At 64.6% G+C, this 24,437-nt stretch carries 34 protein-coding genes, 2 tRNA genes and 1 pseudogene; 34 read left to right on the forward strand and 3 right to left on the reverse strand.

The genetic code is table 11. The features are described from left to right. The 33 genes from AC3WR5_RS27825 to AC3WR5_RS27985 all read left to right on the forward strand — a co-directional run. Positions 1-117, forward strand: a 117-nt coding sequence (locus tag AC3WR5_RS27825) for an EF-Tu C-terminal domain-related protein (protein WP_080380372.1), incomplete at its 5' end; no start/stop codon positions are given. Positions 118-182: 65 nt separating this feature from the next. Continuing rightward, positions 183-494 (forward strand): 30S ribosomal protein S10, encoded by a 312-nt coding sequence (rpsJ, locus tag AC3WR5_RS27830; RefSeq protein WP_019561663.1) that lies wholly within the window; start codon positions 183-185, stop codon positions 492-494. Positions 495-743: 249 nt separating this feature from the next. Further along, the gene (rplC, locus tag AC3WR5_RS27835) at positions 744-1,415 is read left to right on the forward strand and encodes a 50S ribosomal protein L3 (RefSeq protein WP_141284852.1); all 672 of its coding nucleotides are present in this window, start codon (positions 744-746) and stop codon (positions 1,413-1,415) included. Next, on the forward strand, positions 1,415-2,035 hold the full coding sequence (rplD, locus tag AC3WR5_RS27840) for a 50S ribosomal protein L4 (protein WP_141284850.1): 621 nt from the start codon (positions 1,415-1,417) through the stop codon (positions 2,033-2,035). Before rplC ends, rplD begins: the two co-directional genes overlap by 1 nt. Next, complete coding sequence (rplW, locus tag AC3WR5_RS27845; protein ID WP_141284848.1) at positions 2,032-2,361, forward strand: 50S ribosomal protein L23; 330 nt, start codon at positions 2,032-2,034, stop codon at positions 2,359-2,361. The genes rplD and rplW overlap by 4 nt, the downstream gene beginning before the upstream one ends. A gap of 3 nt (positions 2,362-2,364) precedes the next feature. Then, positions 2,365-3,189 carry a 50S ribosomal protein L2 gene (gene rplB / locus AC3WR5_RS27850; protein WP_141284846.1) on the forward strand — a complete coding sequence of 275 codons (825 nt, stop codon included), beginning with the start codon at positions 2,365-2,367 and terminating at the stop codon, positions 3,187-3,189. Positions 3,190-3,199: 10 nt separating this feature from the next. Continuing rightward, the gene (gene rpsS, locus AC3WR5_RS27855; RefSeq protein WP_141284844.1) at positions 3,200-3,475 is read left to right on the forward strand and encodes a 30S ribosomal protein S19; all 276 of its coding nucleotides are present in this window, start codon (positions 3,200-3,202) and stop codon (positions 3,473-3,475) included. A gap of 11 nt (positions 3,476-3,486) precedes the next feature. Next, on the forward strand, positions 3,487-3,816 hold the full coding sequence (gene rplV, locus AC3WR5_RS27860; RefSeq protein ID WP_141284842.1) for a 50S ribosomal protein L22: 330 nt from the start codon (positions 3,487-3,489) through the stop codon (positions 3,814-3,816). A gap of 13 nt (positions 3,817-3,829) precedes the next feature. Beyond that, the gene (gene rpsC / locus AC3WR5_RS27865) at positions 3,830-4,702 is read left to right on the forward strand and encodes a 30S ribosomal protein S3 (protein ID WP_492488746.1); all 873 of its coding nucleotides are present in this window, start codon (positions 3,830-3,832) and stop codon (positions 4,700-4,702) included. A 2-nt stretch (positions 4,703-4,704) separates the two neighbouring features. Further along, complete coding sequence (gene rplP / locus AC3WR5_RS27870) at positions 4,705-5,121, forward strand: 50S ribosomal protein L16 (protein WP_141285626.1); 417 nt, start codon at positions 4,705-4,707, stop codon at positions 5,119-5,121. Between the two features lie 14 nt (positions 5,122-5,135). Next, positions 5,136-5,336 carry a 50S ribosomal protein L29 gene (rpmC, locus tag AC3WR5_RS27875; protein ID WP_141285624.1) on the forward strand — a complete coding sequence of 67 codons (201 nt, stop codon included), beginning with the start codon at positions 5,136-5,138 and terminating at the stop codon, positions 5,334-5,336. Continuing rightward, the gene (gene rpsQ, locus AC3WR5_RS27880) at positions 5,333-5,629 is read left to right on the forward strand and encodes a 30S ribosomal protein S17 (RefSeq protein WP_141285622.1); all 297 of its coding nucleotides are present in this window, start codon (positions 5,333-5,335) and stop codon (positions 5,627-5,629) included. Before rpmC ends, rpsQ begins: the two co-directional genes overlap by 4 nt. Positions 5,630-5,767: 138 nt before the next feature. Next, positions 5,768-6,277, forward strand: coding sequence for a peroxiredoxin (locus tag AC3WR5_RS27885; RefSeq protein WP_492488747.1), 510 nt, complete (start codon positions 5,768-5,770; stop codon positions 6,275-6,277). A 302-nt stretch (positions 6,278-6,579) separates the two neighbouring features. Then, positions 6,580-6,948, forward strand: coding sequence for a 50S ribosomal protein L14 (gene rplN / locus AC3WR5_RS27890; RefSeq protein ID WP_088286487.1), 369 nt, complete (start codon positions 6,580-6,582; stop codon positions 6,946-6,948). A gap of 28 nt (positions 6,949-6,976) precedes the next feature. Beyond that, positions 6,977-7,294 (forward strand): 50S ribosomal protein L24, encoded by a 318-nt coding sequence (rplX, locus tag AC3WR5_RS27895; RefSeq protein WP_141285618.1) that lies wholly within the window; start codon positions 6,977-6,979, stop codon positions 7,292-7,294. Between the two features lie 14 nt (positions 7,295-7,308). Continuing rightward, entirely contained in the window at positions 7,309-7,875 is a 567-nt protein-coding gene (rplE, locus tag AC3WR5_RS27900; protein WP_141285616.1) for a 50S ribosomal protein L5, read from the forward strand. Between the two features lie 8 nt (positions 7,876-7,883). Then, the gene (gene rpsN, locus AC3WR5_RS27905) at positions 7,884-8,189 is read left to right on the forward strand and encodes a 30S ribosomal protein S14 (RefSeq protein ID WP_141285614.1); all 306 of its coding nucleotides are present in this window, start codon (positions 7,884-7,886) and stop codon (positions 8,187-8,189) included. Between the two features lie 25 nt (positions 8,190-8,214). Next, positions 8,215-8,610 carry a 30S ribosomal protein S8 gene (gene rpsH / locus AC3WR5_RS27910; protein WP_141285612.1) on the forward strand — a complete coding sequence of 132 codons (396 nt, stop codon included), beginning with the start codon at positions 8,215-8,217 and terminating at the stop codon, positions 8,608-8,610. Between the two features lie 17 nt (positions 8,611-8,627). Then, positions 8,628-9,161 carry a 50S ribosomal protein L6 gene (rplF, locus tag AC3WR5_RS27915; RefSeq protein ID WP_141285610.1) on the forward strand — a complete coding sequence of 178 codons (534 nt, stop codon included), beginning with the start codon at positions 8,628-8,630 and terminating at the stop codon, positions 9,159-9,161. A gap of 11 nt (positions 9,162-9,172) precedes the next feature. Then, a complete protein-coding gene (gene rplR, locus AC3WR5_RS27920; RefSeq protein ID WP_141285608.1) occupies positions 9,173-9,532 on the forward strand; it encodes a 50S ribosomal protein L18 in 360 nt (119 codons plus the stop codon). Between the two features lie 18 nt (positions 9,533-9,550). Then, the gene (gene rpsE, locus AC3WR5_RS27925; RefSeq protein ID WP_141285606.1) at positions 9,551-10,069 is read left to right on the forward strand and encodes a 30S ribosomal protein S5; all 519 of its coding nucleotides are present in this window, start codon (positions 9,551-9,553) and stop codon (positions 10,067-10,069) included. Positions 10,070-10,088: 19 nt separating this feature from the next. Then, positions 10,089-10,274 (forward strand): 50S ribosomal protein L30, encoded by a 186-nt coding sequence (gene rpmD / locus AC3WR5_RS27930; RefSeq protein ID WP_141285604.1) that lies wholly within the window; start codon positions 10,089-10,091, stop codon positions 10,272-10,274. A gap of 24 nt (positions 10,275-10,298) precedes the next feature. Next, positions 10,299-10,730 (forward strand): 50S ribosomal protein L15, encoded by a 432-nt coding sequence (gene rplO / locus AC3WR5_RS27935; protein ID WP_141285602.1) that lies wholly within the window; start codon positions 10,299-10,301, stop codon positions 10,728-10,730. A gap of 31 nt (positions 10,731-10,761) precedes the next feature. Further along, entirely contained in the window at positions 10,762-12,072 is a 1,311-nt protein-coding gene (secY, locus tag AC3WR5_RS27940; RefSeq protein WP_141285600.1) for a preprotein translocase subunit SecY, read from the forward strand. Between the two features lie 93 nt (positions 12,073-12,165). Further along, positions 12,166-12,279, forward strand: a complete 114-nt coding sequence (gene rpmJ / locus AC3WR5_RS27945; protein WP_028997278.1) for a 50S ribosomal protein L36 — start codon at positions 12,166-12,168, stop codon at positions 12,277-12,279. Between the two features lie 34 nt (positions 12,280-12,313). Then, on the forward strand, positions 12,314-12,679 hold the full coding sequence (rpsM, locus tag AC3WR5_RS27950; RefSeq protein WP_141285598.1) for a 30S ribosomal protein S13: 366 nt from the start codon (positions 12,314-12,316) through the stop codon (positions 12,677-12,679). A gap of 32 nt (positions 12,680-12,711) precedes the next feature. Further along, positions 12,712-13,116 carry a 30S ribosomal protein S11 gene (gene rpsK, locus AC3WR5_RS27955; RefSeq protein ID WP_141285596.1) on the forward strand — a complete coding sequence of 135 codons (405 nt, stop codon included), beginning with the start codon at positions 12,712-12,714 and terminating at the stop codon, positions 13,114-13,116. Between the two features lie 305 nt (positions 13,117-13,421). Continuing rightward, positions 13,422-14,045 (forward strand): 30S ribosomal protein S4, encoded by a 624-nt coding sequence (gene rpsD, locus AC3WR5_RS27960; protein ID WP_141285594.1) that lies wholly within the window; start codon positions 13,422-13,424, stop codon positions 14,043-14,045. Between the two features lie 149 nt (positions 14,046-14,194). After that, on the forward strand, positions 14,195-15,184 hold the full coding sequence (locus AC3WR5_RS27965) for a DNA-directed RNA polymerase subunit alpha (RefSeq protein ID WP_141285592.1): 990 nt from the start codon (positions 14,195-14,197) through the stop codon (positions 15,182-15,184). A gap of 189 nt (positions 15,185-15,373) precedes the next feature. Beyond that, complete coding sequence (gene rplQ / locus AC3WR5_RS27970; protein ID WP_141285590.1) at positions 15,374-15,766, forward strand: 50S ribosomal protein L17; 393 nt, start codon at positions 15,374-15,376, stop codon at positions 15,764-15,766. Between the two features lie 193 nt (positions 15,767-15,959). Beyond that, the gene (gene dsbD, locus AC3WR5_RS27975; protein ID WP_492488748.1) at positions 15,960-17,939 is read left to right on the forward strand and encodes a protein-disulfide reductase DsbD; all 1,980 of its coding nucleotides are present in this window, start codon (positions 15,960-15,962) and stop codon (positions 17,937-17,939) included. Between the two features lie 32 nt (positions 17,940-17,971). After that, a tRNA-Met gene (locus tag AC3WR5_RS27980) sits at positions 17,972-18,048 on the forward strand. Positions 18,049-18,155: 107 nt separating this feature from the next. Continuing rightward, positions 18,156-18,232 (forward strand) — tRNA-Met (locus AC3WR5_RS27985). A 127-nt stretch (positions 18,233-18,359) separates the two neighbouring features. On the opposite strand, the pseudogene fusA reads toward AC3WR5_RS27985, so the two are convergent. Both fusA and AC3WR5_RS27995 read right to left on the reverse strand, forming a co-directional pair. Then, positions 18,360-20,383 (reverse strand): annotated as a pseudogene (gene fusA / locus AC3WR5_RS27990) (elongation factor G). A 437-nt stretch (positions 20,384-20,820) separates the two neighbouring features. After that, positions 20,821-21,294, reverse strand: a complete 474-nt coding sequence (locus AC3WR5_RS27995) for a MarR family winged helix-turn-helix transcriptional regulator (RefSeq protein WP_492488749.1) — start codon at positions 21,292-21,294, stop codon at positions 20,821-20,823. A gap of 74 nt (positions 21,295-21,368) precedes the next feature. On the opposite strand from AC3WR5_RS27995, the gene AC3WR5_RS28000 reads away from it, so the two are divergent. Then, positions 21,369-22,115: a siderophore-interacting protein gene (locus AC3WR5_RS28000; RefSeq protein WP_492488751.1), complete on the forward strand. Its 747-nt coding sequence runs from the start codon at positions 21,369-21,371 to the stop codon at positions 22,113-22,115. A gap of 6 nt (positions 22,116-22,121) precedes the next feature. Here AC3WR5_RS28000 and AC3WR5_RS28005 read toward each other — a convergent pair whose 3' ends face one another. Then, positions 22,122-24,371 (reverse strand): heavy metal translocating P-type ATPase, encoded by a 2,250-nt coding sequence (locus tag AC3WR5_RS28005; RefSeq protein ID WP_492488753.1) that lies wholly within the window; start codon positions 24,369-24,371, stop codon positions 22,122-22,124. Between the last annotated feature and the right edge of the window lie 66 nt (positions 24,372-24,437).

The following is a 24,437-nucleotide window of genomic DNA, read 5'->3' on the forward strand; positions in this document are numbered from 1 at the left end:
GTCAGCATCACCGTCAAGCTGATCGCCCCGATCGCGATGGAAGAAGGCCTGCGCTTCGCCATCCGTGAAGGTGGCCGCACCGTCGGCGCCGGCGTGGTTGCCAAGATCATCGAGTAATTGCATGACCGGCGGTCGGTGCCAGCCAGGTGCCCTCCGCCTCATCGCTCTTTTTAGGAACAGTCATGCAAAAGCAAAAGATCCGCATCCGCCTGAAGGCATTCGATTACAAGCTGATCGACCAGTCCGCCCTGGAAATCGTTGACACCGCCAAGCGCACTGGCGCGATCGTCAAGGGCCCCGTGCCCCTGCCGACCCGCATGCAGCGCTTCGACATCCTGCGTTCGCCGCACGTCAACAAGACCTCGCGCGACCAGTTCGAGATCCGCACGCACCAGCGCCTGATGGACATCGTCGACCCGACCGACAAGACCGTCGACGCGCTGATGAAGCTGGACCTGCCGGCTGGCGTGGACGTCGAGATCAAGCTGCAGTAAGCAGCCCTGCGAACAGCGTGCTTGCGGGTTCGCCCGCAGGCACGCTATACTCGCAAGCTTTTCCGCGTTAAAGGGTGGTGCGCTTTGGTGCTCCGCCCTTTGCCGTGTGGATAGAGCAATTGGCTTCGGCGGCGCGGAGAGCCCTTCAAGGTGATTCGCGGCGACTGAAGCTTCGTCAGCCCGGCCAATCGTTGTCGGGTTTGTTAAACCGGCCTCCTCGCCATGAGGGCATGGGGGCGGAGAAAAACCATGAGTCTTAGCAACCGTCTCGGCTTGCTGGGCCGCAAGGTGGGCATGATGCGTGTGTTCACGGACGATGGCGATGCCATCCCTGTGACCGTGCTGGATGTGTCCAACAACCGCGTGACCCAGATCAAGACCGTTGAGACCGACGGCTACAGCGCCATCCAGGTGGCGTTCGGTTCGCGCAAAGCATCGCGCGTGACCAAGCCTGAAGCCGGCCACCTCGCGAAAGCGGGCGTCGAAGCCGGTGAAATCCTCAAGGAATTCCGTGTCGCGGCCGATGTGGCCGCCGAGTACAAGCCGGGCGCTGTCGTTCCCGTCTCCCTGTTCGCCACCGGCGAAAAGGTCGACGTGCAGGGCACCTCCATCGGCAAGGGCTTCGAGGGCACCATCAAGCGCCACAACTTCGGCTCGCAGCGCGCGTCGCACGGCAACAGCCGTTCGCACAACGTGCCGGGTTCGATCTCGATGGCGCAGGATCCGGGCCGCGTGTTCCCGGGCAAGAAGATGTCCGGCCACATGGGCGACGAAACCGTCACGACCCAGAACCTCGACGTCATCCGCATCGACGAAGCGCGCCAGCTGCTGCTGGTCCGCGGTGCGGTGCCGGGCGCCAAGAACGGCCACGTGGTCGTGCGTCCTGCCGTCAAGGCGAAGGCCAAGAAGGGAGCCAACTGATGCAACTCGAGCTCCTGAACGAACAAGGTCAGGCCACGTCCAAGGTGGACGCGCCCGACACCGTGTTCGCCCGTGATTACAACGAAGCCCTGGTGCACCAGATCGTCGTGGCCTTCCAGGCCAATGCGCGTCAAGGCACCCGTGCCCAGAAGAACCGCGAAGCGGTTCACCACTCGACCAAGAAGCCGTTCCGCCAAAAGGGCACCGGCCGCGCTCGTGCTGGTATGACGTCCTCGCCGCTGTGGCGCGGGGGTGGTCGCACCTTCCCGAACAGCCCGGACGAGAACTTCACCCAGAAGGTCAACAAGAAGATGTATCGCGCCGGCATGGCTGCGATCCTGTCTCAGTTGGCCCGCGACGGCCGTCTGGCCGTGGTGGATTCGCTGGCTGTCGACTCGCCGAAGACCAAGGAACTGGCTGCCAAGTTCAAGGCCATGGGCCTGAGCTCGGTGATGGTCATCTCTGACCAGATCGACGACAACCTGTTCCTGGCTTCGCGCAACCTGGCCAACGTGCTGGTCGTCGAGCCGCGCTACGCCGATCCGCTGTCACTGGTTTTCTACAAGAAGGTGCTGGTGACCAAGGCCGCGATCGAGCAGCTCAAGGAGATGTTCGCATGAGCCGCATCAACCCCGTCATCGGTAAATTCAATGAAGGCCGCCTGGCCCAGGTGCTGGTTGCGCCGGTGATCTCGGAAAAGGCCACCATGGTCGCCGAGAAGCACAACCAGGTCCTGTTCAAGGTCCTGCGCGACGCCACCAAGCCTGAAATCAAGGCCGCGGTCGAGCTGCTGTTCAAGGTCGATGTCGAAGCCGTGGCTGTCGTCAACGTCAAGGGCAAGGCCAAGCGCTTTGGCAAGAACATGGGCCGTCGCGACCACGTCAAGAAGGCGTATGTCTCGCTGAAGGCCGGCCAGGAGCTCAACTTCTCCGGGGAGGCCGCGTAAATCATGGCAGTCGTCAAAGTCAAACCGACCTCCGCCGGCCGTCGCGCCGTCGTCAAGGTCGTTCACAAGCACCTGCACAAGGGCGCGCCGGAAGCTTCGCTGCTGGAACCCCAGAAGCAGAACTCCGGCCGCAACAACAACGGTCACATCACGGTTCGCCACAAGGGCGGTGGTCACAAGCACCACTACCGCGTGGTCGACTTCAAGCGCAACAAGGACGGCATTCCGGCCAAGGTCGAACGCATCGAGTACGACCCTAACCGCACCGCCCACATTGCGCTGGTGTGCTACGCCGATGGCGAGCGCCGCTACATCATCGCCCCGCGCGGTCTTGAAGTCGGTGCAACCATCATGAGCGGCTCGGAAGCGCCGATCAAGGCTGGCAACACGCTGCCGATCCGCAACATCCCGGTGGGCTCGACCATCCACTGCATCGAAATGATGCCTGGCAAGGGCGCGCAGATTGCGCGTTCGGCTGGCACCTCGGTGACCTTGATGGCGCGCGAAGGCACCTACGCCCAGCTTCGGCTGCGTTCGGGTGAAGTCCGCAAGATCCACATCGAGTGCCGTGCCACCATCGGTGAAGTCAGCAACGAAGAGCACAACCTGCGCCAGTACGGCAAGGCCGGTGCGATCCGTTGGAAGGGCATCCGTCCGACCGTTCGTGGTACTGCCATGAACCCGGTGGACCACCCGCACGGTGGCGGCGAAGGCCGTACCGGCGAGGGCCAGGCTCCCGTGTCGCCGTGGAACACCCTGACCAAGGGCTACCGCACTCGCAACAACAAGCGCACGCAGACGTTCATCGTCTCGCGTCGCAAGAAGTAAGGGCTGGACCATGGCACGTTCACTCAAGAAGGGTCCCTTTGTGGACCACCACCTTCTGGCCAAGGCTGAAAAAGCCGTCGCCGTGAAGGACAAGAAGCCGATCAAGACCTGGTCGCGCCGTTCGACGATCCTGCCCGACTTCATTGGCCTGACGATTGCCGTGCACAACGGCAAGCAGCATGTGCCCGTGTATGTGAGCGACCAGATGGTCGGCCACAAGCTGGGCGAGTTCGCACTGACCCGTACGTTCAAGGGTCACCCTGCGGACAAAAAGGCCAAGAAGTAAAGGACACGACGATGGAAACGAAAGCAATCGTCCGTGGCGTGCGACTGTCGGCCGACAAGGGCCGGCTTGTCGCCGACCTGATTCGCGGCAAGAAAGTCGATCAAGCGCTCAACATTCTGGCGTTCACCCAGAAGAAGGCCGCCGGGATCGTCAAGAAGGCACTCGAGAGCGCCATCGCCAACGCCGAGCACAACGACGGCGCGGACATCGACGAACTGAAGGTCACCTCGATCTACGTGGAGCAAGGCACCACGCTGAAGCGTTTCTCGGCCCGCGCAAAGGGCCGTGGAAATCGCATCAGCAAGGGCACTTGCCACATCTACGTGACCGTGGGCAACTAAGCCAAGGAAGACCATGGGACAAAAAATCCACCCGACCGGCTTCCGGCTCCCCGTCACCCGTGCATGGGCGTCGCGCTGGTATGCCAACAACCGCAACTTCGCCGGCATGCTGGCCGAAGACCTGCAGGTTCGTGAATTCCTGAAGGCCCGGCTGAAAAATGCCGCCGTGTCTCGCATTCTGATCGAGCGTCCTGCGAAGAACGCCCGCATCACGATCTACTCCGCCCGTCCGGGTGTGGTGATCGGCAAGAAGGGTGAAGACATCGAGAACCTGAAGGCCGAACTGACCCGCCGCCTGGGCGTGCCGGTGGCAGTGAACATCGAGGAAGTGCGCAAGCCCGAAATCGATGCGCAGCTGATCGCCGACTCGATCACCCAGCAGCTGGAAAAGCGCATCATGTTCCGCCGCGCGATGAAGCGTGCGATGCAGAACGCGATGCGCCTGGGCGCCCAGGGCATCAAGATCATGTCGTCCGGCCGTCTGAACGGCATCGAAATCGCTCGTTGCGAGTGGTATCGCGAAGGCCGTGTGCCGCTGCACACCCTGAAGGCCGACATTGACTACGGTTTCTCGGAAGCCAAGACCACCTACGGCGTCATCGGCGTCAAGGTCTGGGTCTACCGCGGTGACCGCCTGGCCAATGGCGAAGCGCCGACCATCAACACGCCTCCGGGTGCTGAAGATGATCGCCGCCCGCGTCGCAACACCCGTCCGGGTGCCCCGACCGGCCGTGGCCGTCCGGGCGGCGACCGTGGCGCCCCGCGTCCGGCTGGCGACAGGCCTGCCGAAGCTGCCGGCGCCCCCGCCGGTGGTGCTGGCGCTCCCGCCGTCAAGCGCGTGCGCAAGGTCGCCGCGCCTGCCGGTGGCGAAGGCAAAGGAGAATAAGCATGCTGCAACCTAATCGTCGCAAGTACCGCAAGGAGCAGAAGGGCCGCAACACCGGCGTCGCCACCCGCGGTGCCAACGTGTCCTTCGGTGACTTCGGTCTGAAGGCGACCGAGCGTGGCCGTCTGACGGCTCGCCAGATCGAAGCGGCTCGCCGTGCCATTTCGCGCCACATCAAGCGCGGTGGCCGGATCTTCATCCGCATCTTCCCGGACAAGCCGATCTCGCAAAAGCCCGCCGAAGTCCGGATGGGTAACGGCAAGGGCAACCCGGAGTACTACGTGGCTGAAATTCAGCCCGGCAAGGTGCTCTACGAGATCAACGGTGTGCCTGAAGCGTTGGCTCGCGAAGCGTTCACGCTGGCTGCTGCAAAGCTGCCGCTGCGTTGCACCTTCGTGGCCCGCATGCTCGGCGCCTGAGAGGAAAGTTCATCATGAATGCATCTGAACTGCGAGCCAAGGATGTGGCTGCGCTCGAAAAGGAAGTCGCTGACCTCCTGCGTGCGCACTTCAACCTGCGCATGCAAAAGGGCACCCAGCAGCTGACCAACCACACGCTGTTGGGCGAGGCCCGTCGCGACATCGCTCGTGCCAAGACCGTCCTGGCCGAAAAGAAGAAGGGAGCGACGAAATGACGCAAGCTCAAGAAGTCGCCGTGGCGACGACTGACAAGACCACCAACACGCGCACCCTGGTGGGCCGTGTGGTCAGCGACAAGCGCGCCAAGACCATCACGGTCCTGGTCGAGCGTCGCGTCAAGCACGAGCTCTACGGCAAGATCGTGGCCCGTTCGCGCAAGTACCACGCCCATGACGAAAAGGGCGAGTACCACATGGGCGACATGGTCGAGATCGCGGAAACGCGCCCGATGTCCAAGACCAAGAACTGGGTGGTGACCCGCTTGATCGAGAAGGCCCGCCTGGTCTGATCGTGTGAGCTGATCGCACGCTGAGTTCGAGGGGCGCAAGCCCCGACGTCTCACATAGCGGCCGGATGCTGGAATACTCCAGCATCCGGCCGTTTTCATTGGGCGGCCCGTTTTCACCCCACCCAAACAAGGACAAGCATGTTGAAAGTTGGAGATCGCCTGCCGGCGACCAAGCTGCAGGAATTCTTCGAAGTCGAAGGCGAGGGCTGCAGCCTCGGACCAAACACCTTCGAGGTTGCGCAATTGGCTGCGGGCAAGACCCTGGCCATCTTTGCGCTGCCGGGCGCCTTCACGCCGACCTGCTCGGCCCAGCACGTGCCCGGCTATGTGGCGAACGCAGAGGCGCTGCACGCTGCTGGCGTAGACGAGATCTGGTGCGTGTCGGTCAACGATGCGTTTGTCATGGGCGCCTGGGCGCGCGACCAGCACACGGCTGGCAAGCTGCGCATGATGGCCGACGGCTCGGCCGACTTCGCCCGCGCGACCGAGCTGACGCTGGACCTGGCTGCGCGCGGCATGGGCGTGCGCTCGCAGCGCTATTCGATGCTGGTTGTCGACGGTGTGGTCAGGACGCTGAACGTCGAGGCGCCAGGCAAGTTCGAGGTCAGCGATGCCCAGACACTGCTGGCACAGGCAAAAGCGCTCTGACGTGCTCGAAGCCCTTGGGGCGCGGGCGCGCAGCCCCAGGTCTTTCTGAAGCAGAGGTGTTGACACCCGCGTTTCACCTCATGCATAATTGAAAGCTTCGCCGGTCTAGGGCCCGCTCGTACGCCAACGCAAACACCGTTGGCCACTCGTGGCGAGACCCGGGCCGGTTTCAGCCCAAGCTGCTTGATGCAAGGCGTGCGCGTTCCAGCGTTCGTTAGGCGTCAAACAAGACGGGACCAATACTGACCGTTCATGTGTCGCCAAGGGGGTGATGCGGGCCGGGAGCAAGTTGGGGAATCGACATGATCCAAATGCAATCGCGGCTTGACGTCGCGGACAACACGGGCGCCAAGTCCGTCATGTGCATCAAGGTGCTGGGCGGCTCCAAGCGTCGCTATGCCGGTATCGGCGACATCATCAAGGTGAGCATCAAAGAAGCCGCGCCGCGTGGCCGCGTCAAAAAGGGCGAGGTCTACAGCGCTGTGGTCGTGCGCACCGCCAAGGGCGTGCGTCGCCAAGACGGCTCGCTGGTCAAGTTCGACGGCAACGCCGCCGTGCTGCTCAATGCCAAGCTGGAGCCGATCGGCACCCGCATCTTCGGCCCGGTGACGCGCGAACTGCGCACCGAGCGCTTCATGAAGATTGTGTCGCTGGCGCCTGAGGTGCTCTGAGCATCTCGCCAAGACTGAAGGAATCGCGATGAACAAGATTCGCAAAGGCGACCAGGTCGTGGTCTTGACCGGCCGTGACAAAGGCAAGCGTGGCACCGTGTCGCTGCGCGTCGACGAGGACCGTGTGGTCGTCGAAGGCGTCAACATGGTCAAGAAGCACGCCAAGCCGAACCCGATGAAGGGCACGACTGGCGGCGTGATCGACAAGACCATGCCGATCCACCAATCCAACATTGCCATCTGGAATGCGGCTGCCGGCAAGGCTGACCGCGTGGGCATCAAGACCCTCGCCGACGGCAAGCGGGTCCGCGTGTTCAAGTCCAGCGGCGAAGAGATCAAGGCTTAAGGCGGGTATCCAGCATGAGTCAAACGCAACAAGCGGCGATCGTCGCCCGGCTGCAGGCCTTCTACCAAGAGAAGGTTGTGCCCGACATGATGGCCAAGTTCGGCTACAAGTCGGTGATGGAAGTGCCGCGCCTGACCAAGATCACCCTGAACATGGGTGTGAGCGAGGCCGTGGCCGACAAGAAGGTCATGGACCACGCCGTCGGCGACCTGACCAAGATCGCAGGCCAGAAGCCTGTGGTCACGAAGTCGAAGAAGGCCATCGCGGGCTTCAAGATCCGTGAGCAGGTGCCGATCGGCTGCATGGTCACGCTTCGTGGCGCGCGGATGTTCGAGTTCCTGGACCGTTTCGTCACCGTGGCCCTGCCGCGTGTGCGTGACTTCCGTGGTATCTCCGGCCGTTCGTTCGATGGCCGCGGCAACTACAACATCGGCGTCAAGGAACAGATCATCTTCCCGGAAATCGAGTACGACAAGATCGACGCGATCCGTGGGATGAACATTTCCTTCACGACCAGCGCGAAGACCGACGATGAGTGCAAGGCACTGCTCGCCGCGTTCCGCTTCCCGTTCAAGAACTGAGGTGACCTGTGGCAAAAACTTCCCTCAAGCAGCGTGAAGACAAGCGTGAAAAGCTGGTCGCCAAGTACGCGAAGAAGTACGCCGAGCTGAAGGCCATCATCGACAACGCAAAGAAGTCGGAAGAAGAGCGTTACGCAGCACGTCTGGAACTGCAGCAGTTCCCGCGCAACGCCTATCCGACCCGCCTGCGCAATCGTTGCGAACTCACGGGTCGTCCCCGTGGCACGTTCCGCACCTTCGGCCTGGCCCGTAGCAAGATCCGCGAACTCGCCTTCAAGGGCGACATCCCTGGCGTGATCAAGGCCAGCTGGTAATCAAGGCGAACTGGAGAATACAGCTATGAGCATGAGTGATCCTATCGCCGACATGCTGACCCGCATCCGCAATGCGCAGGCCGTTGAGAAGACGTCGGTTGTCATGCCGGCTTCCAAGCTCAAGGTTGCGATCGCGCAGGTGCTGAAGGACGAGGGCTATATCGATGCCTTCGCCCTGAAGGGTGAGACCGGCAAGAGCGAACTTGAAATCTCGTTGAAGTACTACGCTGGCCGTCCGGTCATCGAGCGCATCGAACGAGTCAGCCGTCCTGGCCTGCGGATCTACCGCGGCCGTGACGCCATTCCGCAGGTCATGAACGGCCTGGGCGTTGCCATCGTGACCACGCCCCAGGGCGTGATGACCGACCGCAAAGCGCGCGCAGCCGGTGTCGGCGGCGAAGTGCTCTGTTACGTGGCCTAAAGGGAAGGAGTCGAGCAATGTCCCGCGTTGGAAAAATGCCGATCACCGTCCCGCAAGGCGTGGACGTCAAGATCGTGGACGACCAGATCACCGTCAAGGGCGCCAATGGCACCCTGGTGCGGCCGGCGCATGCGCTGGTCAAGGTCGAGAGCGAAGCAGGTGTGCTGAAGGTCAGCCCGACCGACGAGTCTGCTGAAGCCGATGCCATGAGTGGCACCGTGCGCGCGCTGCTGGCCAACATGGTCAACGGCGTCAGCAAGGGCTTCGAGAAGAAGCTCACACTGGTTGGCGTGGGCTTCCGTGCCCAGGCCCAAGGCCAGAAGCTGAATCTGCAGATCGGGTTCTCGCACCCCGTGGTCAAGGACATGCCTGCCGGCATCACCGTGACCACCGCGACCCCGACCGAGATCCTGATCAAGGGCGCCGACCGCCAGGTCGTCGGTCAGCTCGCTGCTGAAGTCCGTGCCTTCCGGCCGCCGGAGCCCTACAAGGGCAAGGGCATCCGCTACGCCGACGAGCGCGTGGTCCTCAAAGAGACCAAGAAGAAGTAAGGAGCGACACCATGCTGACCAAAAAAGAACAGCGTCTGCGTCGCTCGCGTCAAACGCGCGAGCGCATCGCCAAGCAAGGCGTCGCGCGCCTGACCGTCTTCCGCACCAACCTGCACATCTACGCCAGCGTCATTTCCGACGATGGCACCAAGGTGCTGGCTTCTGCGTCCACCGTCGAAAAGGACCTGCGGGCCGAACTGTCTGGCAACGGTGGCAATGCCGCCGCTGCTGCGCTGGTGGGCAAGCGCGTCGCCGAGAAGGCCAAGGCCGCCGGCGTCGAGAAGGTTGCCTTCGACCGCGCAGGTTTCGCCTACCACGGCCGCGTCAAGGCGCTGGCCGAGGCAGCTCGCGAAGCCGGCCTGCAGTTCTGATCGCAAAGGAATACAGAAATGGCAAAGTTTCAACCCCGCGCGCAGACCGAAGGCAATGACGACGGCCTGAAGGAAAAGATGATCGCGGTGAACCGCGTCACGAAGGTGGTCAAGGGTGGTCGCACCCTCAGCTTCGCGGCGCTGACCGTGGTCGGCGACGGCGATGGCCGCGTTGGCATGGGCAAGGGCAAGGCCAAGGAAGTGCCGGTTTCGGTGCAGAAGGCCATGGAATCTGCTCGCCGCGGCATGATCAAGGTCGCGCTGAAGAACGGCACGATCTTCCACAAGGTCGAAGGTGCACACGGCGCAGCCCGCGTGATGATGATGCCGGCACCCGCCGGTACCGGCATCATTGCTGGTGGCCCGATGCGCGCCGTTTTCGAAGTGCTGGGCATCACCGACATCGTCGCGAAGAGCCATGGCACCTCGAACGCCTACAACATGGTCCGTGCCACGCTGGACGCGCTGAAGCGCTCGACCACGCCGGCATCGATCGCTGCCAAGCGCGGCAAGACAGTTGAAGAAATCTTCAACTGAATCGCCGAGGAGAACTTCAATGACTGAAGCCAAGAAGACCCTCACGGTCAAGCTGGTGCGCAGCCCGATCGGTTGCAAGCAATCGCACCGTGACACGGTGCGTGGCCTGGGCCTGCGTCGCGTGAACAGCCAGAGCGTGCTGGAGGACACTCCTTCGGTGCGCGGCATGATCAACAAAATCGCCTACCTGGTCCTGGTGCTCTAAGCGCCCGCCACGAGGAAACGCAACATGCAACTCAATTCCATCAAGCCCGCTGGCGGTGCCAAACATGCCAAGCGCCGCGTTGGCCGCGGCATCGGTTCCGGCCTGGGCAAAACCGCTGGTCGCGGTCACAAGGGCCAGAAGTCGCGTGCCGGCGGCTACCACAAGGTTGGCTTCGAAGGCGGCCAGATGCCGCTGCAGCGTCGCCTGCCCAAGCGTGGTTTCAAGTCGGCCCTGCTGAAGTACAACGCTGAAATCACCCTGGGTGAATTGCAAGCGCTGGACCTGGCTGAAGTTGACCTGCTGGCACTCAAGCAGCGCGGCATGGTGGCCCAGATCGTGAAGAACGTGAAGGTCATCAAGTCGGGCGAGCTGAGCAAGAAGGTGGTCCTGAAGGGCATCGGCGCTACCGCCGGCGCCAAGGCCATCATCGAAGCTGCCGGCGGCGAGCTGGCCTGAAGTCTGACGGCAGATTAGGACACCCACGCCCGTGGCAACCTCACCGAATCAGCTGGCCAAGAATGGCAAGTTTGGCGACCTTCGTCGTCGACTGGTTTTCCTGCTGCTGGCGCTGGTCGTCTATCGCATTGGTGCGCACATTCCCGTGCCAGGCATCAACCCGCAGCAACTGCAGGCCTTGTTCCAGGGTCAGCAGGGCGGCATCCTGAACCTGTTCAACATGTTCTCGGGTGGCGCGCTGTCGCGGTTCACGGTGTTCGCGCTGGGCATCACGCCGTACATCTCGGCCTCGATCATCATGCAGCTCATGAGCTACGTTGTGCCGAGCCTGGAGGCGCTGAAGAAGGAAGGTGAATCGGGTCGTCGCAAGATCACCCAGTACACGCGTTACGGCACCCTGGTGCTTGCGATCTTTCAGTCCCTGGGCATTGCCCTGGCGCTGGAGGGCTCGCAAGGCCTGGTGCTGGATCCTGGCTTCGGCTTCCGCATCACCACCGTGTTCAGCTTGGTGGCAGGCACGATGTTCGTGATGTGGCTGGGCGAGCAGATCACCGAGCGTGGCCTGGGCAACGGGATCTCGATCCTGATCTTCGGCGGCATTGCCGCCGGCCTGCCCAATGCGATTGGTGGCCTGTTCGAACTGGTTCGCACCGGATCGATGAGCATCATTGCCTGCCTGTTCATCATTGCCATCGTCATTGCCGTGACGTTTGCCGTGGTGTTCGTGGAACGGGGCCAGCGCAAGATCCTGGTGAACTACGCCAAGCGTCAGGTCGGCAACAAGGTCTACGGCGGCCAGTCGTCGCACCTGCCCTTGAAGCTGAACATGTCGGGCGTGATTCCGCCGATCTTTGCGTCGTCCATCATCCTGCTGCCGGCAACGGTGGTGGGCTGGTTTGCCACCGGCGAAGGCGTGCGCTGGCTGAAGGACATCTCGTCGGCGCTGTCACCGGGTCAACCGATCTATGTGATGCTGTTCGCCGCGATGATCGTGTTCTTCTGCTTCTTCTACACGGCACTGGTGTTCAACAGCCGCGAGACTGCTGACAACCTGAAGAAGAGCGGCGCGTTCATCCCTGGCATTCGCCCGGGTGAGCAGACCGCGAAGCACATCGACAAGATCCTCGCCAGGCTGACGCTGGCTGGCGCGATCTACATCACGCTGGTCTGCCTGCTGCCCGAGTTCCTGGTCCTGAAGTACAACGTTCCGTTCTACTTCGGCGGCACGTCCCTGTTGATCATCGTTGTCGTGACGATGGACTTCTGGGCCCAGGTGCAGTCGTATGTGATGAGCCAGCAGTATGAATCGCTGCTGAAGAAGGCGAACTTCAAGTCGAGCTGAGCTCGTCCTGAACTGGGTGCCGGGTACGAATTGAGTCGCGCTCATTTCGTGTTGAAACTGAAATGAGCGTTTGAGAAGGTCAAGGAGAAGATCATGAAAGTCGCAGCATCAGTCAAGAAGATGTGCCGCAATTGCAAGATCATCCGCCGCAATGGCGTGGTTCGCGTGATCTGCACCGACCCCCGCCACAAGCAGCGGCAAGGTTGAGTTGCGAGCGCTGACACGAAGCTAAGGAAGCACAATGGCACGTATTGCTGGTATCAACATTCCGCCGCAGAAGCACGCGGAAATCGGCCTGACCTACATCTACGGCATCGGCCGTACGACGGCGCAGAAGATCTGCGAAGCGGTCGGCATTCCCCTGTCCAAGAAGATCAAGGACTTGACCGATGGCGACCTGGAGAAGATCCGGGAAGAAGTCGGCAAGCTGACGATCGAGGGCGACCTGCGTCGCGAAACCTCGATCAACATCAAGCGCCTGATGGACCTGGGCTGCTACCGCGGTTTCCGCCATCGTCGCGGCCTGCCGATGCGCGGTCAGCGCACCCGCACCAACGCTCGCACCCGCAAGGGCCCGCGCAAGGGTGCCGCAGCGCTGAAGAAGTAAGCGCCGTCCGAAACATCTGAAGAGTACAAGACATGGCCAAGTCCCCTGCCAGCACCGCCGCTCGGCGCGTGAGCAAGAAGATCCGCAAGAACATCGCGGACGGCATTGCGCACGTGCACGCGTCGTTCAACAACACCATCATCACCATCACCGACCGTCAAGGCGGCGCGCTGTCGTGGGCGTCGTCAGGTGGCCAGGGCTTCAAGGGCTCGCGCAAGTCGACGCCGTTCGCTGCCCAGGTCGCTGCTGAAACGGCCGGTCGTGCTGCCCAGGAACAGGGCATCAAGAACCTGGACGTGCGGATCAAGGGCCCTGGTCCTGGCCGTGAGTCCTCGGTGCGTGCGCTGGCGTCGCTGGGCATCCGGATCAACTCGATCTCGGACATCACCCCGATCCCGCACAACGGCTGCCGCCCGCAAAAGCGTCGCCGCATCTGAGTTGGCGCAGGGCGTCATGCCCTGCTACAATCGAGAGTTTCCCGAACGCCGGTGCGCGGAACGCTGAAAAGCCTTTCGCTCGCTGGCCGTTTGGGTTCCAGGGGTCTGCTTCGCGAATTGGATGGGTCTGCAGGTTTTGCAAGATCTACCAGCGAGCGCGCAGGCACCGTAAGCCCACCGTCTGAGCGAATTCAAAGAATACCCGCCAGACTCGCGCGAGCCACGGTTTTTCGGCCGCATTCCGTCAGGAGTGTCACGCCGCAGGCCGCGGGCGTCGCGTCAGACAACGACTGAAGGACACAAACGTGGCACGTTACCTCGGCCCCAAGGCGAAACTGTCTCGCCGCGAAGGCACCGACCTTTTCCTGAAGAGCGCTCGCCGCGCCATCAGCGACAAGGCCAAGTTCGACACCAAGCCCGGCCAGCACGGCCGTACCTCGGGTCAGCGCACCTCGGACTTCGGTCTGCAACTGCGTGAAAAGCAGAAGGTCAAGCGCATGTATGGCGTGCTGGAGCGTCAGTTCCGCCGCTATTTCGCTGAAGCCGACCGCCGCAAGGGCAGCACCGGTGCGAACCTGCTGACCATCCTGGAATCGCGACTGGACAATGTGGTGTACCGCATGGGCTTCGGCTCGACCCGTGCCGAAGCCCGCCAACTGGTGTCGCACAAGGCGCTGACGGTCAACGGCATTGTCGTGAACATTCCGTCGTACCAGGTCAAGGCCGGCGACGTGGTGGCGATCCGCGAAAAGTCGAAGAAACAACTGCGTGTCACCGACTCGCTGAAGCTGGCCGAGTCGATCGGCCTGCCGGCATGGGTTGCGGTGGACGCCACCAAGCTCGAAGGCACCTTCAAGAAGGCGCCTGACCGCGACGAATTCGGCGCCGAGATCAACGAATCGTTGATCGTCGAACTGTATTCGCGCTGATCTGATTTCTTGCGCGCACGGCCCTGCCGGCGCGCAGCAGTCACCCCGCTGCGGCAAGCCGGTTCCGCTGCGGGTTTTTCGCTTTCCGGCGTGGTCCGTCAGCCTTATCGGTGTAACGAGCCGAGGGTATTGAGAGGAACTGGACTTACATGCAAACCAATCTGCTGAAACCCAAAGCCATCGTTGCGGAGCCGCTGGGCGGCCACCGCGCCAAAGTCACGCTCGAGCCGTTTGAGCGTGGTTATGGTCACACGCTCGGCAACGCGCTGCGTCGCGTGCTGCTGTCGTCGATGGTGGGTTACGCACCGACCGAGGTCACGATCGCTGGCGTGCTTCATGAGTACTCCACGGTCGACGGCGTCGCGGAAGATGTGGTGCACATCATGCTGAACCTCAAAGGCGTGGTGTTCCGTCTGCACAACCGTGACGAAGTGACCCTTGTCCTGCGCAAGGAAGGTGAAGGCCCCGTCACCGCGGCCGACATCCAGACCCCGCACGACGTCGAGATCGTCAACCCTGAGCACGTCATTGCCCACCTGGCCCACGGTGGCAAGCTGGACATGCAGATCAAGGTCGAGAAGGGCCGCGGCTATGTGCCCGGCAACATGCGCCGCTACGGCGATGAGCCGACGAAGTCGATCGGCCGCATCGTGCTGGACGCATCGTTTTCGCCGGTCCGGCGCGTCAGCTACGCGGTCGAAAACGCCCGTGTCGAGCAGCGCACCGACCTGGACAAGCTGGTGATGGAGATCGAGACCAACGGCGCCATCTCGCCCGAGGAAGCGATCCGCGCATCGGCCAAGATCCTGGTCGAGCAACTGGCCGTGTTCGCACAGCTGGACGCTGGCGAGATCGCCACCTTCGGCGAACAAGCGGCGAAGAGCTCGGCGGTGTTCGATCCGATCCTGCTGCGCCCGGTCGACGAGCTCGAACTGACTGTGCGTTCGGCCAACTGCCTGAAGGCCGAGAACATCTACTACATCGGCGACCTGATCCAGCGCACCGAAACCGAGCTGCTGAAGACGCCGAACCTGGGCCGCAAGTCCTTGAACGAAATCAAGGAAGTGCTGGCTTCGCGTGGCCTGACTCTGGGCGCCCGCCTGGAAAACTGGCCGCCCCAGGGCCTGGATAAGCGCTGATCGACTCACCCCCTACTGGCTTCGCCAGCCCCCTTCGAGGGGGCGCACCTGGTGGACCGGCAGAGCCGGATCCACGGGTGCCGCTGGAAAGGGGCTTTATTTCATGAAGGTGGAGCGTTTTGCTCTGCCAGGTGCCCCCGGCAGTACCTGATCCGGCTGCTGGCAATACTCTAGGAAAGGAAAAGCACCATGCGTCACCGTAACGGTCTCCGTAAACTCAACCGCACCAGCGAACACCGTGCAGCCATGCTGCGCAACATGTGCGTCTCGCTGCTGGAACACGAAGCGATCAAGACCACCGTGCCCAAGGCCAAGGAACTGCGTCGCGTCGTCGAGCCGCTGATCACGCTGGCCAAGGAAGCCACCGTGGCCAATCGCCGCCTGGCCTTCGCCCGCCTGCGCGACCGTGACATCGTCACCAAGCTGTTCAACGAGCTGGGCCCGCGTTACCAGACCCGTCCGGGCGGCTACACCCGCATCCTGAAGATGGGCTTCCGCGTTGGCGACAACGCGCCGATGGCCTATGTCGAGCTGGTCGACCGCCCCGACGCGCAAGCCGAAACGGCCGAAGCCGCGGCGTAAGCCATTCAGCGACGCGGCGGTTCACATCGCCCAGTCCTGAGAACAAGGGCCAGCATCTGCTGGCCTTTTTTCATGGCGCGGTCGCAAGGTGGATCTACCCTGCAACCGTGCCGATACCGCGCGGTGCGGCTGCAGGCGGATGCCACAAGCACCTGTCTGCACCTCGCTTCGTCGAAGCCCTCACACTTCGCCCATGATGTCGTCTTCGTTGCTTTTGCCCTCCCGTGCCGCACGCCCCGTGCCGCGCCGGTTGAACCTCTCCGTGCTGCCCTGGCTGGCGCTGTGCTTCGCACTGCTGCTGGTCAGCCTGATGCGCCCCGCCCACGCCGAACAGGAGTTCCTGGACCCGGCGCAGGCCTTTGTCGTCTCGGCGCAGGCAGCGGACGATCGCAGCGTCGGCCTGCTGTTCAAAGTGGCCTCCGGCTACTACCTGTACCGCGAGCACTTCCAGTTCGAGGCCGACGGCGCCACGCTGGGCGAGGCAGACCTGCCCAAGGGCAAGGTCAAGTTCGACCAGACTTTCCAGAAGAACGTCGAAACCTACCACGGTGACCTTTCGGTCAAGCTGCCGGTCAAGCAAGCCAGTGGCCCGTTCACGCTGCGCGTGGTCTACCAGGGTTGCGCTGAAGCCGGCCTTTGCTACCCGCCGCAAACCTTGACGCTGAAAGTCGCGCTGAAAGGCTTTGGTGGCGACGGCAGCGTGCAGGTCGTGCCGGATGTGGACGCCGTGCCGGATGCTGCCGGTGCCAACAGCTCCGCAGCACCTGACGCGAAGAAGGGCATCGACCTGCAGGCTGCGGCGACCGCAACGCCGGGTGCCGCGCCGGCAACATCGGCCGCGCCTGTGACTGCCGCCGCCGCGCCCGTCAGCGAAGGCAACCGCGTCCAGGCGCTGCTGCAAGGCGGCTCGCTCTGGGCCGTCTGGGGCGCCTTCTGGTTGATGGGTCTGCTGCTCGCCTTCACGCCTTGCGTGCTGCCGATGCTGCCCATCCTGTCGTCCATCATCGCCGGCGGTGGCGCGACCTCGCGGGCACGCGGCTTCGGCTTGGCGCTGGCCTATTCGCTGGGCATGGCGATGATCTACACCGCGCTGGGCGTGGCGGCGGGTTTGGCCGGCGAGGGCCTGGCCGCGGCGCTGCAAAAGCCGTGGGTGCTGGTTCTGTTCGGCTTGCTGCTGGCTGGTTTCTCGCTGTCGATGTTCGACGTGTACGAACTGCGCCTGCCCGGCGGTCTGGCTGGCAAGCTGGACGGCGCGTCGCGCAGCCTGCCGGGTGGCAAGCTGTTCGGCGTATTCCTGATGGGCGGCCTATCGGCGCTGATCGTCAGCCCCTGCGTCACCGCGCCGCTGGCCGGCACGCTGCTGTTCCTGAGCCAGACGCACGACGTGCTGCTCGCCGGCTCGGCGCTGTTCGCGCTGGCGGTGGGCATGAGCACGCCGCTGCTGGTCCTCGGCGCTTCCGCTGGCGCCTGGCTGCCGCGCTCGGGCAGCTGGATGAACGTGGTCAAGCACTTCTTCGGCCTGCTGCTGCTGGCCGTGGCGCTGTGGATCGTGCAGCCGGTGCTGCCACCGGCGCTGGTGCTGGTCGGCTGGGCGGCCTTGTTGCTGGTCGCCGGCTTCATGCTGCGGCCGTTCGACGCCAGCCCGCACAGCGCCGCGCCACGTGTCTGGCTGCAGCGCGCCGCGGGTGCGGCTGCGCTGGTCTATGGCGTGCTGCTGTTGATCGGTGCGGCCTCCGGCGGTCGCGATGCGTTGCAGCCGCTGGTCCACATCGTTTCAGGACGAGCAGCTGGCGCGGCGGAGCAGCCCGCCGAGGCGGGTCTGCCGTTCCAGCCCGTCCGCAGCGTGGCCGAGCTTGATCAGGCGTTGAAGACTGCTGGCCGCCCAGTGATGCTGGACTTCTATGCCGACTGGTGCGTGTCCTGCAAGGAGATGGAGCGTTTCACCTTCAGCGACGCGGCAGTGCGCGCCCGCCTCGCGGGTGCCTTGCTGCTCAAGGCCGACGTGACGGCCAACACTGCAGACGACAAGGCCTTGCTCAAGCGCTTCCAGCTGTTCGGCCCGCCCGGCACGATCTTCTTCAATCCGCAAGGCGAGGAAATCGGCGCGGCGCGGCTGGTCGGTTTCCAGTCGGCGCGGGACTTTGAGAAAACCCTGCAGGGCGCTGGACTCTGAGTCCAATTTCGTTATAGAATGCTAGCTTCAGTCGCGGGGTGGAGCAGTCTGGTAGCTCGTTGGGCTCATAACCCAAAGGTCGCAGGTTCAAATCCTGCCCCCGCAACCAGAATTTCATGATGTTGATTCGCTGTGCAGCATGCCTTAAGAGGCCGCATGGCGCAGTCAAACAAATCGACAGGTGCCGTTCCAGGCGGTGCTTGTGTCCAGCTCAGTCGCGGGGTGGAGCAGCCTGGTAGCTCGTTGGGCTCATAACCCAAAGGTCGCAGGTTCAAATCCTGCCCCCGCAACCAAACAAAATGAGAAGGCCTCCACCGGTCAAACGGTGTGGGCCTTTTGTCATGGCTGCGCCAGATCCTTGCTGCTCGGCGCTGCAGTGCAAAAGAGGGGCGACCTCGTGAGAGGCCGCCCCTTGTCGCGTCAGGCTGCCGTGGCCAATGCCGCTTCCGGCGCTGCGGCGTAGTGCGCATGCTGCATCGAGAACGACGCCCGGCCGGTGCTCAAGGCGCGCAGCTTGCCGATGTAGCCGAACATGGCCTGTAGCGGCACTTCCGCCTGCACTGCTACGGCGGTCGCGCCGCGTGCGTCCTGCCCCAGCACCGTGCCGCGCCGGCGGTGCAGGTCACCGATCACGTCGCCCAGGTGGTCCAGCGGCGTCAGCACTTCGACTGCCATCACCGGCTCCAGCAGCTGCGGACCGGCCTTGGCCATCGCCTCGCGAAGGCCGCGGCCGCCGCCAGCTCGAAGGCCAGGGCCGACGAGTCGCGCGCATGTGCGCTGCCATCCACCAGCGTGGCGCTGAAGTCCACCACCGGCATGCCGGCGAGCACGCCTGACAGTGCCGCCCGGCGAAGGCCTTGCTCAACGGCCGGGATGAACTCACGCGGGATCGCGCCGCCCACCACCTGCTGCTCGAAGCGGAAGCCTTCGCCGCGCGCCAGCGGCACAAAGCGCAGCGTCAGCTCGGCAAACTGGCCCGGGCCGCCACTCTGCTTGCGGTGCAGGTGATGCACTTCCACTTCGCGCGTGATGGTCTCGCGATAGGCCACTTGCGGCCGACCAACCGAGACGTTCACGCCATGTCGGCTGCGCAGCTTTTCGACCGCCACCTCCAACTGCAACTCGCCCATGCCGGACAGGATGGTCTGACCCGACTCGGCGTCCTGCCGCACGCGCAGGCTGGGGTCCTCGCGCTGCAGGATCTGCAGTGCGCGCAGCAGGCCCTGGCTGTCGGCCTGGCGCTGGGGTGCCAGTGCCAGGTCGATGACAGGCTCGGCCACGTCGATGGACTCCAGTTGCAGCGCATGTGCCCGGTCGCTCAGCGTGTGGCCGGTCAACGTGTCCTTCAGGCCGACGATGCCGGCGATGTCGCCGGCCACCAGTTCGTCCTTTTCCACGCGCTGATCGGCATGCACCTCGTACAAGCGCGAGACACGCTCGCTGTGGCCGGTGCTGCTGTTGAAGACCATGTCGCCACGCCGCAACCGGCCGCGGTACAGCCGCACAAAGACCATCGTGCCGTGATCGTCCGTCGCCACCTTGAACGCGAGCGCTGCGAGCGGCCCTTGCGGATCGGCTTCGGGCTGTTCGGCCAGGGCTTCGCCCGGTCGCGGCAGATAGTCCACAACGGCATCCAGCAAGGGCTCGACCCCGCGGTTGCGGAAGGCCGAGCCAGCCAGCACCGGCACCACGGCATTGGCCAGCGTCGCGCGCCGCAGGCCGGCCCGAAGGTTTGCCAGCGGCAGCTCGTCGCCTTGCAGCCTGGTGGCCAGCAATGCATCGTCCTGCTCGATGATGGCCTCGACCAGCTTCGCGCGTTGGCGCGTGGCGTCCTGCAACAGCTCTGCCGGGATTTCGGCTTCGCGCGGCGGCTGGCTCGCATCGTCGCGGTCCCACAGCAGCGCCCGCATCGTCAGCAGGTCCACCACGCCGCGGAAATCGCCTTCCGTGCCGATCGGCAACTGCAGCGGCAGCGCGCGCACGCCCAAGCGCGTCGCCATCATCTCGACCACGCGCGCGAAGTCCGCGCCGGTGCGGTCCAGCTTGTTGACAAACGCAATGCGCGGCACGCGGTATTGGTCCGCCAGGCGCCAGTTGGTCTCCGTCTGTGGCTCCACGCCGGCCACGCCGTCGAACACCACGACTGCGCCATCGAGCACGCGCAGCGAGCGCTTGACCTCGATGTTGAAGTCGATGTGGCCTGGCGTGTCGATCAGGTTGATCTGCGTGCCGCGCCAGTGCACGGTGACTGCCGCGCTGTGGATGGTGATGCCGCGCTGGCGCTCCTGCGGATCGAAGTCCATGCGCGTGTTGCCGGCGTCCACCGTGCCGATGCGGTGGTGCTCGCCGGTGTAGAACAGGATGCGTTCGGTGGTCGTGGTCTTGCCTGCGTCCACGTGGGCGATGACGCCGATGTTGCGGAGGTTCCTGAAGCTCGTATTCATGACAATGCTTTCCGGCCCGTGCGCAACGCGTGCGCAAACGGACCGCCGGGTGACTGGTGCGCCAGCCCGGCAGTGAAGACATTGCCAACAGGGCTAGCGCGAGAGGAAGAAGAAGCTGCTGCAGCCGAAGCGCAGGCGCGGCGAAACGAAGTCCACGCTCCGGCGGGCGGGAATCGTCGCAATCAGCTTGTCGTAGGTGCGCATGGCAGGGGTGAGAGAAGAAAAATCAGGCCCGGAAAACAAAACAACCCGGGAGGACGGAGCCTGCCGGGTTGTGTCTTGAGCACACGGAAGGCAGAGCGCCTTCCGCACACGATCCAATCGCTGTCAGAGGGCGAGCAAGATGGCAGCAAGGGCTGCCTGGATGGCGTGAATGATCTTCATGATGACAAGATTGTCTGCCAGCGCTGAAAGCCTTGCAAGCCGTGAGGTCGCGTTCACGCGACGCTGCCGCCTTCGGCCTGCAAGTTGTCGTGCACGCGCCGCATCAGGCTCAGCAGCTGAGCCTGCTCGGTGGCTGACAGCCCGGTCACGGCCTGGCGGCCAAGGATGCGGCCTTGCGCGTCCAGGCTCTCCATCAGCGCCTGGGCGGCGGGCGTCAGGCGCAGGTGCTGGTGGCGGCGATCGTGCGGATCGGCTTCGGCCGCCAGCAGCCCGCGGTCGCGCAGGCCCTTGATCATGCGAGCCAGCTGGGCCTTGTCGCGGCCGCTGTGCTGCGCCAAGTCGCTTTGCGTGCTGCCCGGCCGGCGGCCGAAAAAGCCCAGCACCTTGCTCTCCAGGTGGGTCAGCTCCGACAGGCCTTCGCTGTCGCGCAGCGCCTGGTACTGGGCCGAGCGCAGCTGGTGCATCACGGTGTGCACCAGCTCCATCAGCTCTTCGCCGCGAGCCTCTTGCGGGCTTGCGATGCTCAAAGCCTTTTGGTTGACATTGTCAATTGATTTGCGCATGATGGATGACATTGTCAATCAATTCGAACCGCCTGACCATGCGCACTGAAGTTGCCGATCCGAATCCGTCCGCCAAGCGCGTGCAGCGTGTGCGCCATGAGCTGAAATTCCGCGAGCTGGAAGTGGTGCGTGTTTCTGACATCACGCCGCACATGCGCGCCGTGGTGTTCAAGGGGCCGCTGGAGGACTTCACCAGTCCGGCCTTCGACGACCACATCAAGCTGTTCATCGCCCAGGCCGACGGCGAAGAAGCCCGGCGCGACTACACGCCTCGCTTCGACGCCGCAAGTGGCGAGCTGACGCTGGAATTCGCGCTGCATGGCGACGGCCCGGCCGCCACCTGGGCCGAGCAGGCGGCCGTGGGCCAGCATGTGCGCATCGGCGGACCGCGCGGCTCTTTCCTGGTGCCGGTGGACTACGCCTGGCATTTGCTGGTGGGCGACGAAACCGCGCTGCCGGCGATCTGCCGCCGCCTTGAAGAACTGCCAGCCGGCACCCGCGTGACGGTGATCGGCCGGGTGCCCGAAGCCGACCGCCGGCCGCTGAGCAGCGCTGCGCAGTTGGACGTGCAATGGGTGGACGATGCCGAGGCCTGCCTGGCTGCCATCCGCGCGTGGACGCTGCCGGCGGGCGAAGGCTACGTCTGGGGTGGCGGCGAGGGCGGCCTGATGGCCGAGCTGCGCCGCGTGCTGGTCGAAGAAAAAGGCCACGACAAGCACGCGATCCGCGCCGCAGCGTACTGGCACGCCGGCCATGGCGCCGATGCGCCGCCGCCCGAGGCCTGATCGCCCTCAGCGCCCGAAGCGCAGCAGCCGCAGCCCGTTGACTACCACCAGCAGGCTGGCGCCCATGTCGGCGAACACCGCCATCCACATGGTCGCCTGGCCGGCCACTGCTAGCGCCAGGAACACCGCCTTGATGCCCAGCGCCAGCGCGATGTTCTGCCACAGCACCGTGTGCGTGCGGCGCGACAACCGCAGCATCTCGGGTACGCGCCGCAGGTCGTCGTTCATGATGACCACGTCGGCCGCCTCGATCGCGACGTCCGTGCCTGCGCCGCCCATCGCAAAGCCCAGGCTGGCACGGGCCAGGGCCGGCGCGTCGTTGATGCCATCGCCGACCATCGCCACCGGCCCGTGTGCCTGCAAGGCTTCGATCGCCTTCAACTTGTCCTCGGGCAGCAAGGGGGCGCGCACGTCCTGAATGCCGACACCCGCGGCAATGGCCTGCGCCGTGACCGCGTTGTCGCCGCTCAGCATCACCGGCGTCACGCCCAGCGCCTTCAGCTCGGCCACGGCTTCGGCCGCATGGGCTTTGACCGTGTCGGCCACCGCCAGCAGGGCGCGCACGGCCTGCGCATCGGCCAGCAGCGTCACGCTGTGCCCGGCGAGTTCATGGGCCTGCATCGCAGCCTCGACGGCCGGTGTCAGCAGGCCCGCCTCGCGCATCCAGCGCGCATTGCCAAGCCGCAGCGCTTGACCGGCGATGCTGGCTTGCACGCCACGCCCTGGCGCGGCGCTGAAGCCGTCCACTTCGGCCGTGCTGGCCTGCGCCAGGCCGGCGGCAATGGCGCGGGAGACCGGATGGTCCGAGCGTGTCGCCAGGCTGCGGGCCCAGTCCAGCACCACCGCGTCGTCGCCGCCAAAAACCTGTTGCGCGACCAGCTGAGGTTCGCCGCGTGTCAATGTGCCGGTCTTGTCCAGCGCCACGCTGCGCAGCAGCCGGGCCTGCTCCAGGTGCACGCCACCCTTGATCAGGATGCCGCGACGTGCGGCGGCGGCCAGGCCGCTGACGACGGTGACCGGCGTGGAGATCACCAGCGCGCAGGGGCAGGCGATGACCAGCAGCACCAGTGCCTTGTAGGCTGCTTGCAGCCAGGGCGTGTCCAGCAGCAGCGGCATGCCCAGCGCGACGGCCGCGGCAATGGCGAACACGGCCGGCGTGTAGACCGTCGCAAGCCGGTCGACCAGGCGCTGGGTCGGCGCGCGCTGGCCCTGGGCGTGTTCAACCGCGCGGATGATGCGGGCCAGCAGCGTGTCGGTCGCCGGCTGGGTGCTGCGAATCTCCAGTGCGCTGCCCTGGTTCACGGTACCGGCGAAGACGGTGTCGCCCGGCGCCTTGTCCACCGGCACGCTTTCGCCGGTGATGGCGGCCTGGTCCACCGCGCCCTGGCCAGTGAGCACCACGCCGTCCAGCGGCAGGCGCTCGCCCGGCTTCACGCGCAGCACCGCGCCAATGGCGACCTGGGCCAGCGCCTGTCGTTGCCAGCTGCCATCGGGCTGGCGCACCTCGGCTTCTTCGGGTGTGAGCGCCATCAGGTTCTGGATCGCGCCGCGGGCCCGGTCCACCGCCCGCGCCTCGATCAGCTCGGCCAGCGAATACAGCGCCATCACCATCGCCGCCTCGGGCCAGGCACCGATTGCAAACGCGCCCAGCACCGCCACTGTCATCAGCGCGCTGATGTTCAGCTGCAGCCGGCGCCAGGCGGCCAGGCCCTTGCGCAGCACGCTGAAGCCCGCCAGCACGATGGCCAACGCGGCCAGGCCCATGCCCAGCGCCTGCAGGATGGGCGTGGCGGGTGCGAGCAGGTCCAGCAACTCGGCGCCGGCCGCAATCACCAATGCGGCGACCAGGCGCAGCGTCTCGCGCCGCAGGGCCTGTCGGCCGGTGTCGGCAGGCAATGGGGCGGACAGGGTTTCGGTGGCGAAGCCGGCGGCCTGGATCGCAGAGACCACGCCGGGCCAGGCCTCGGCCGGAACTGAGACCGCCAGCGCCCGCGCCGGCAGGTCGAACTTCAGCTGCTCGATGGCGCCAAACGTGGCCAGCGCCGCGCGGATCTGGTTTTCCTCGACGGGGCAATCCATGTCCGGGATGCGCAGCAGCAACTGACCCGGCGCGGCGGCGGTGGCTGCTCGCAAAGGCGCTGCTTCGTGGGCGCAGCAGCCACCACAGGACGCGGCGGGCGCTGGCGCGTGATCGTGGTCGTGGTCGTGGTCGTGGTCGTGGTCGTGGTCGTGCGGCCGGGCGGTGTGGTTGGACATGGCGGTTTCCAGAGCGTTGGCCGGATTGGAAAGCCTGTAGCCACTCCAGAGTCAAGCCGCTGCCGC

The sequence above is a fragment of the Ideonella sp. FW305-24 genome (assembly GCF_058788035.1).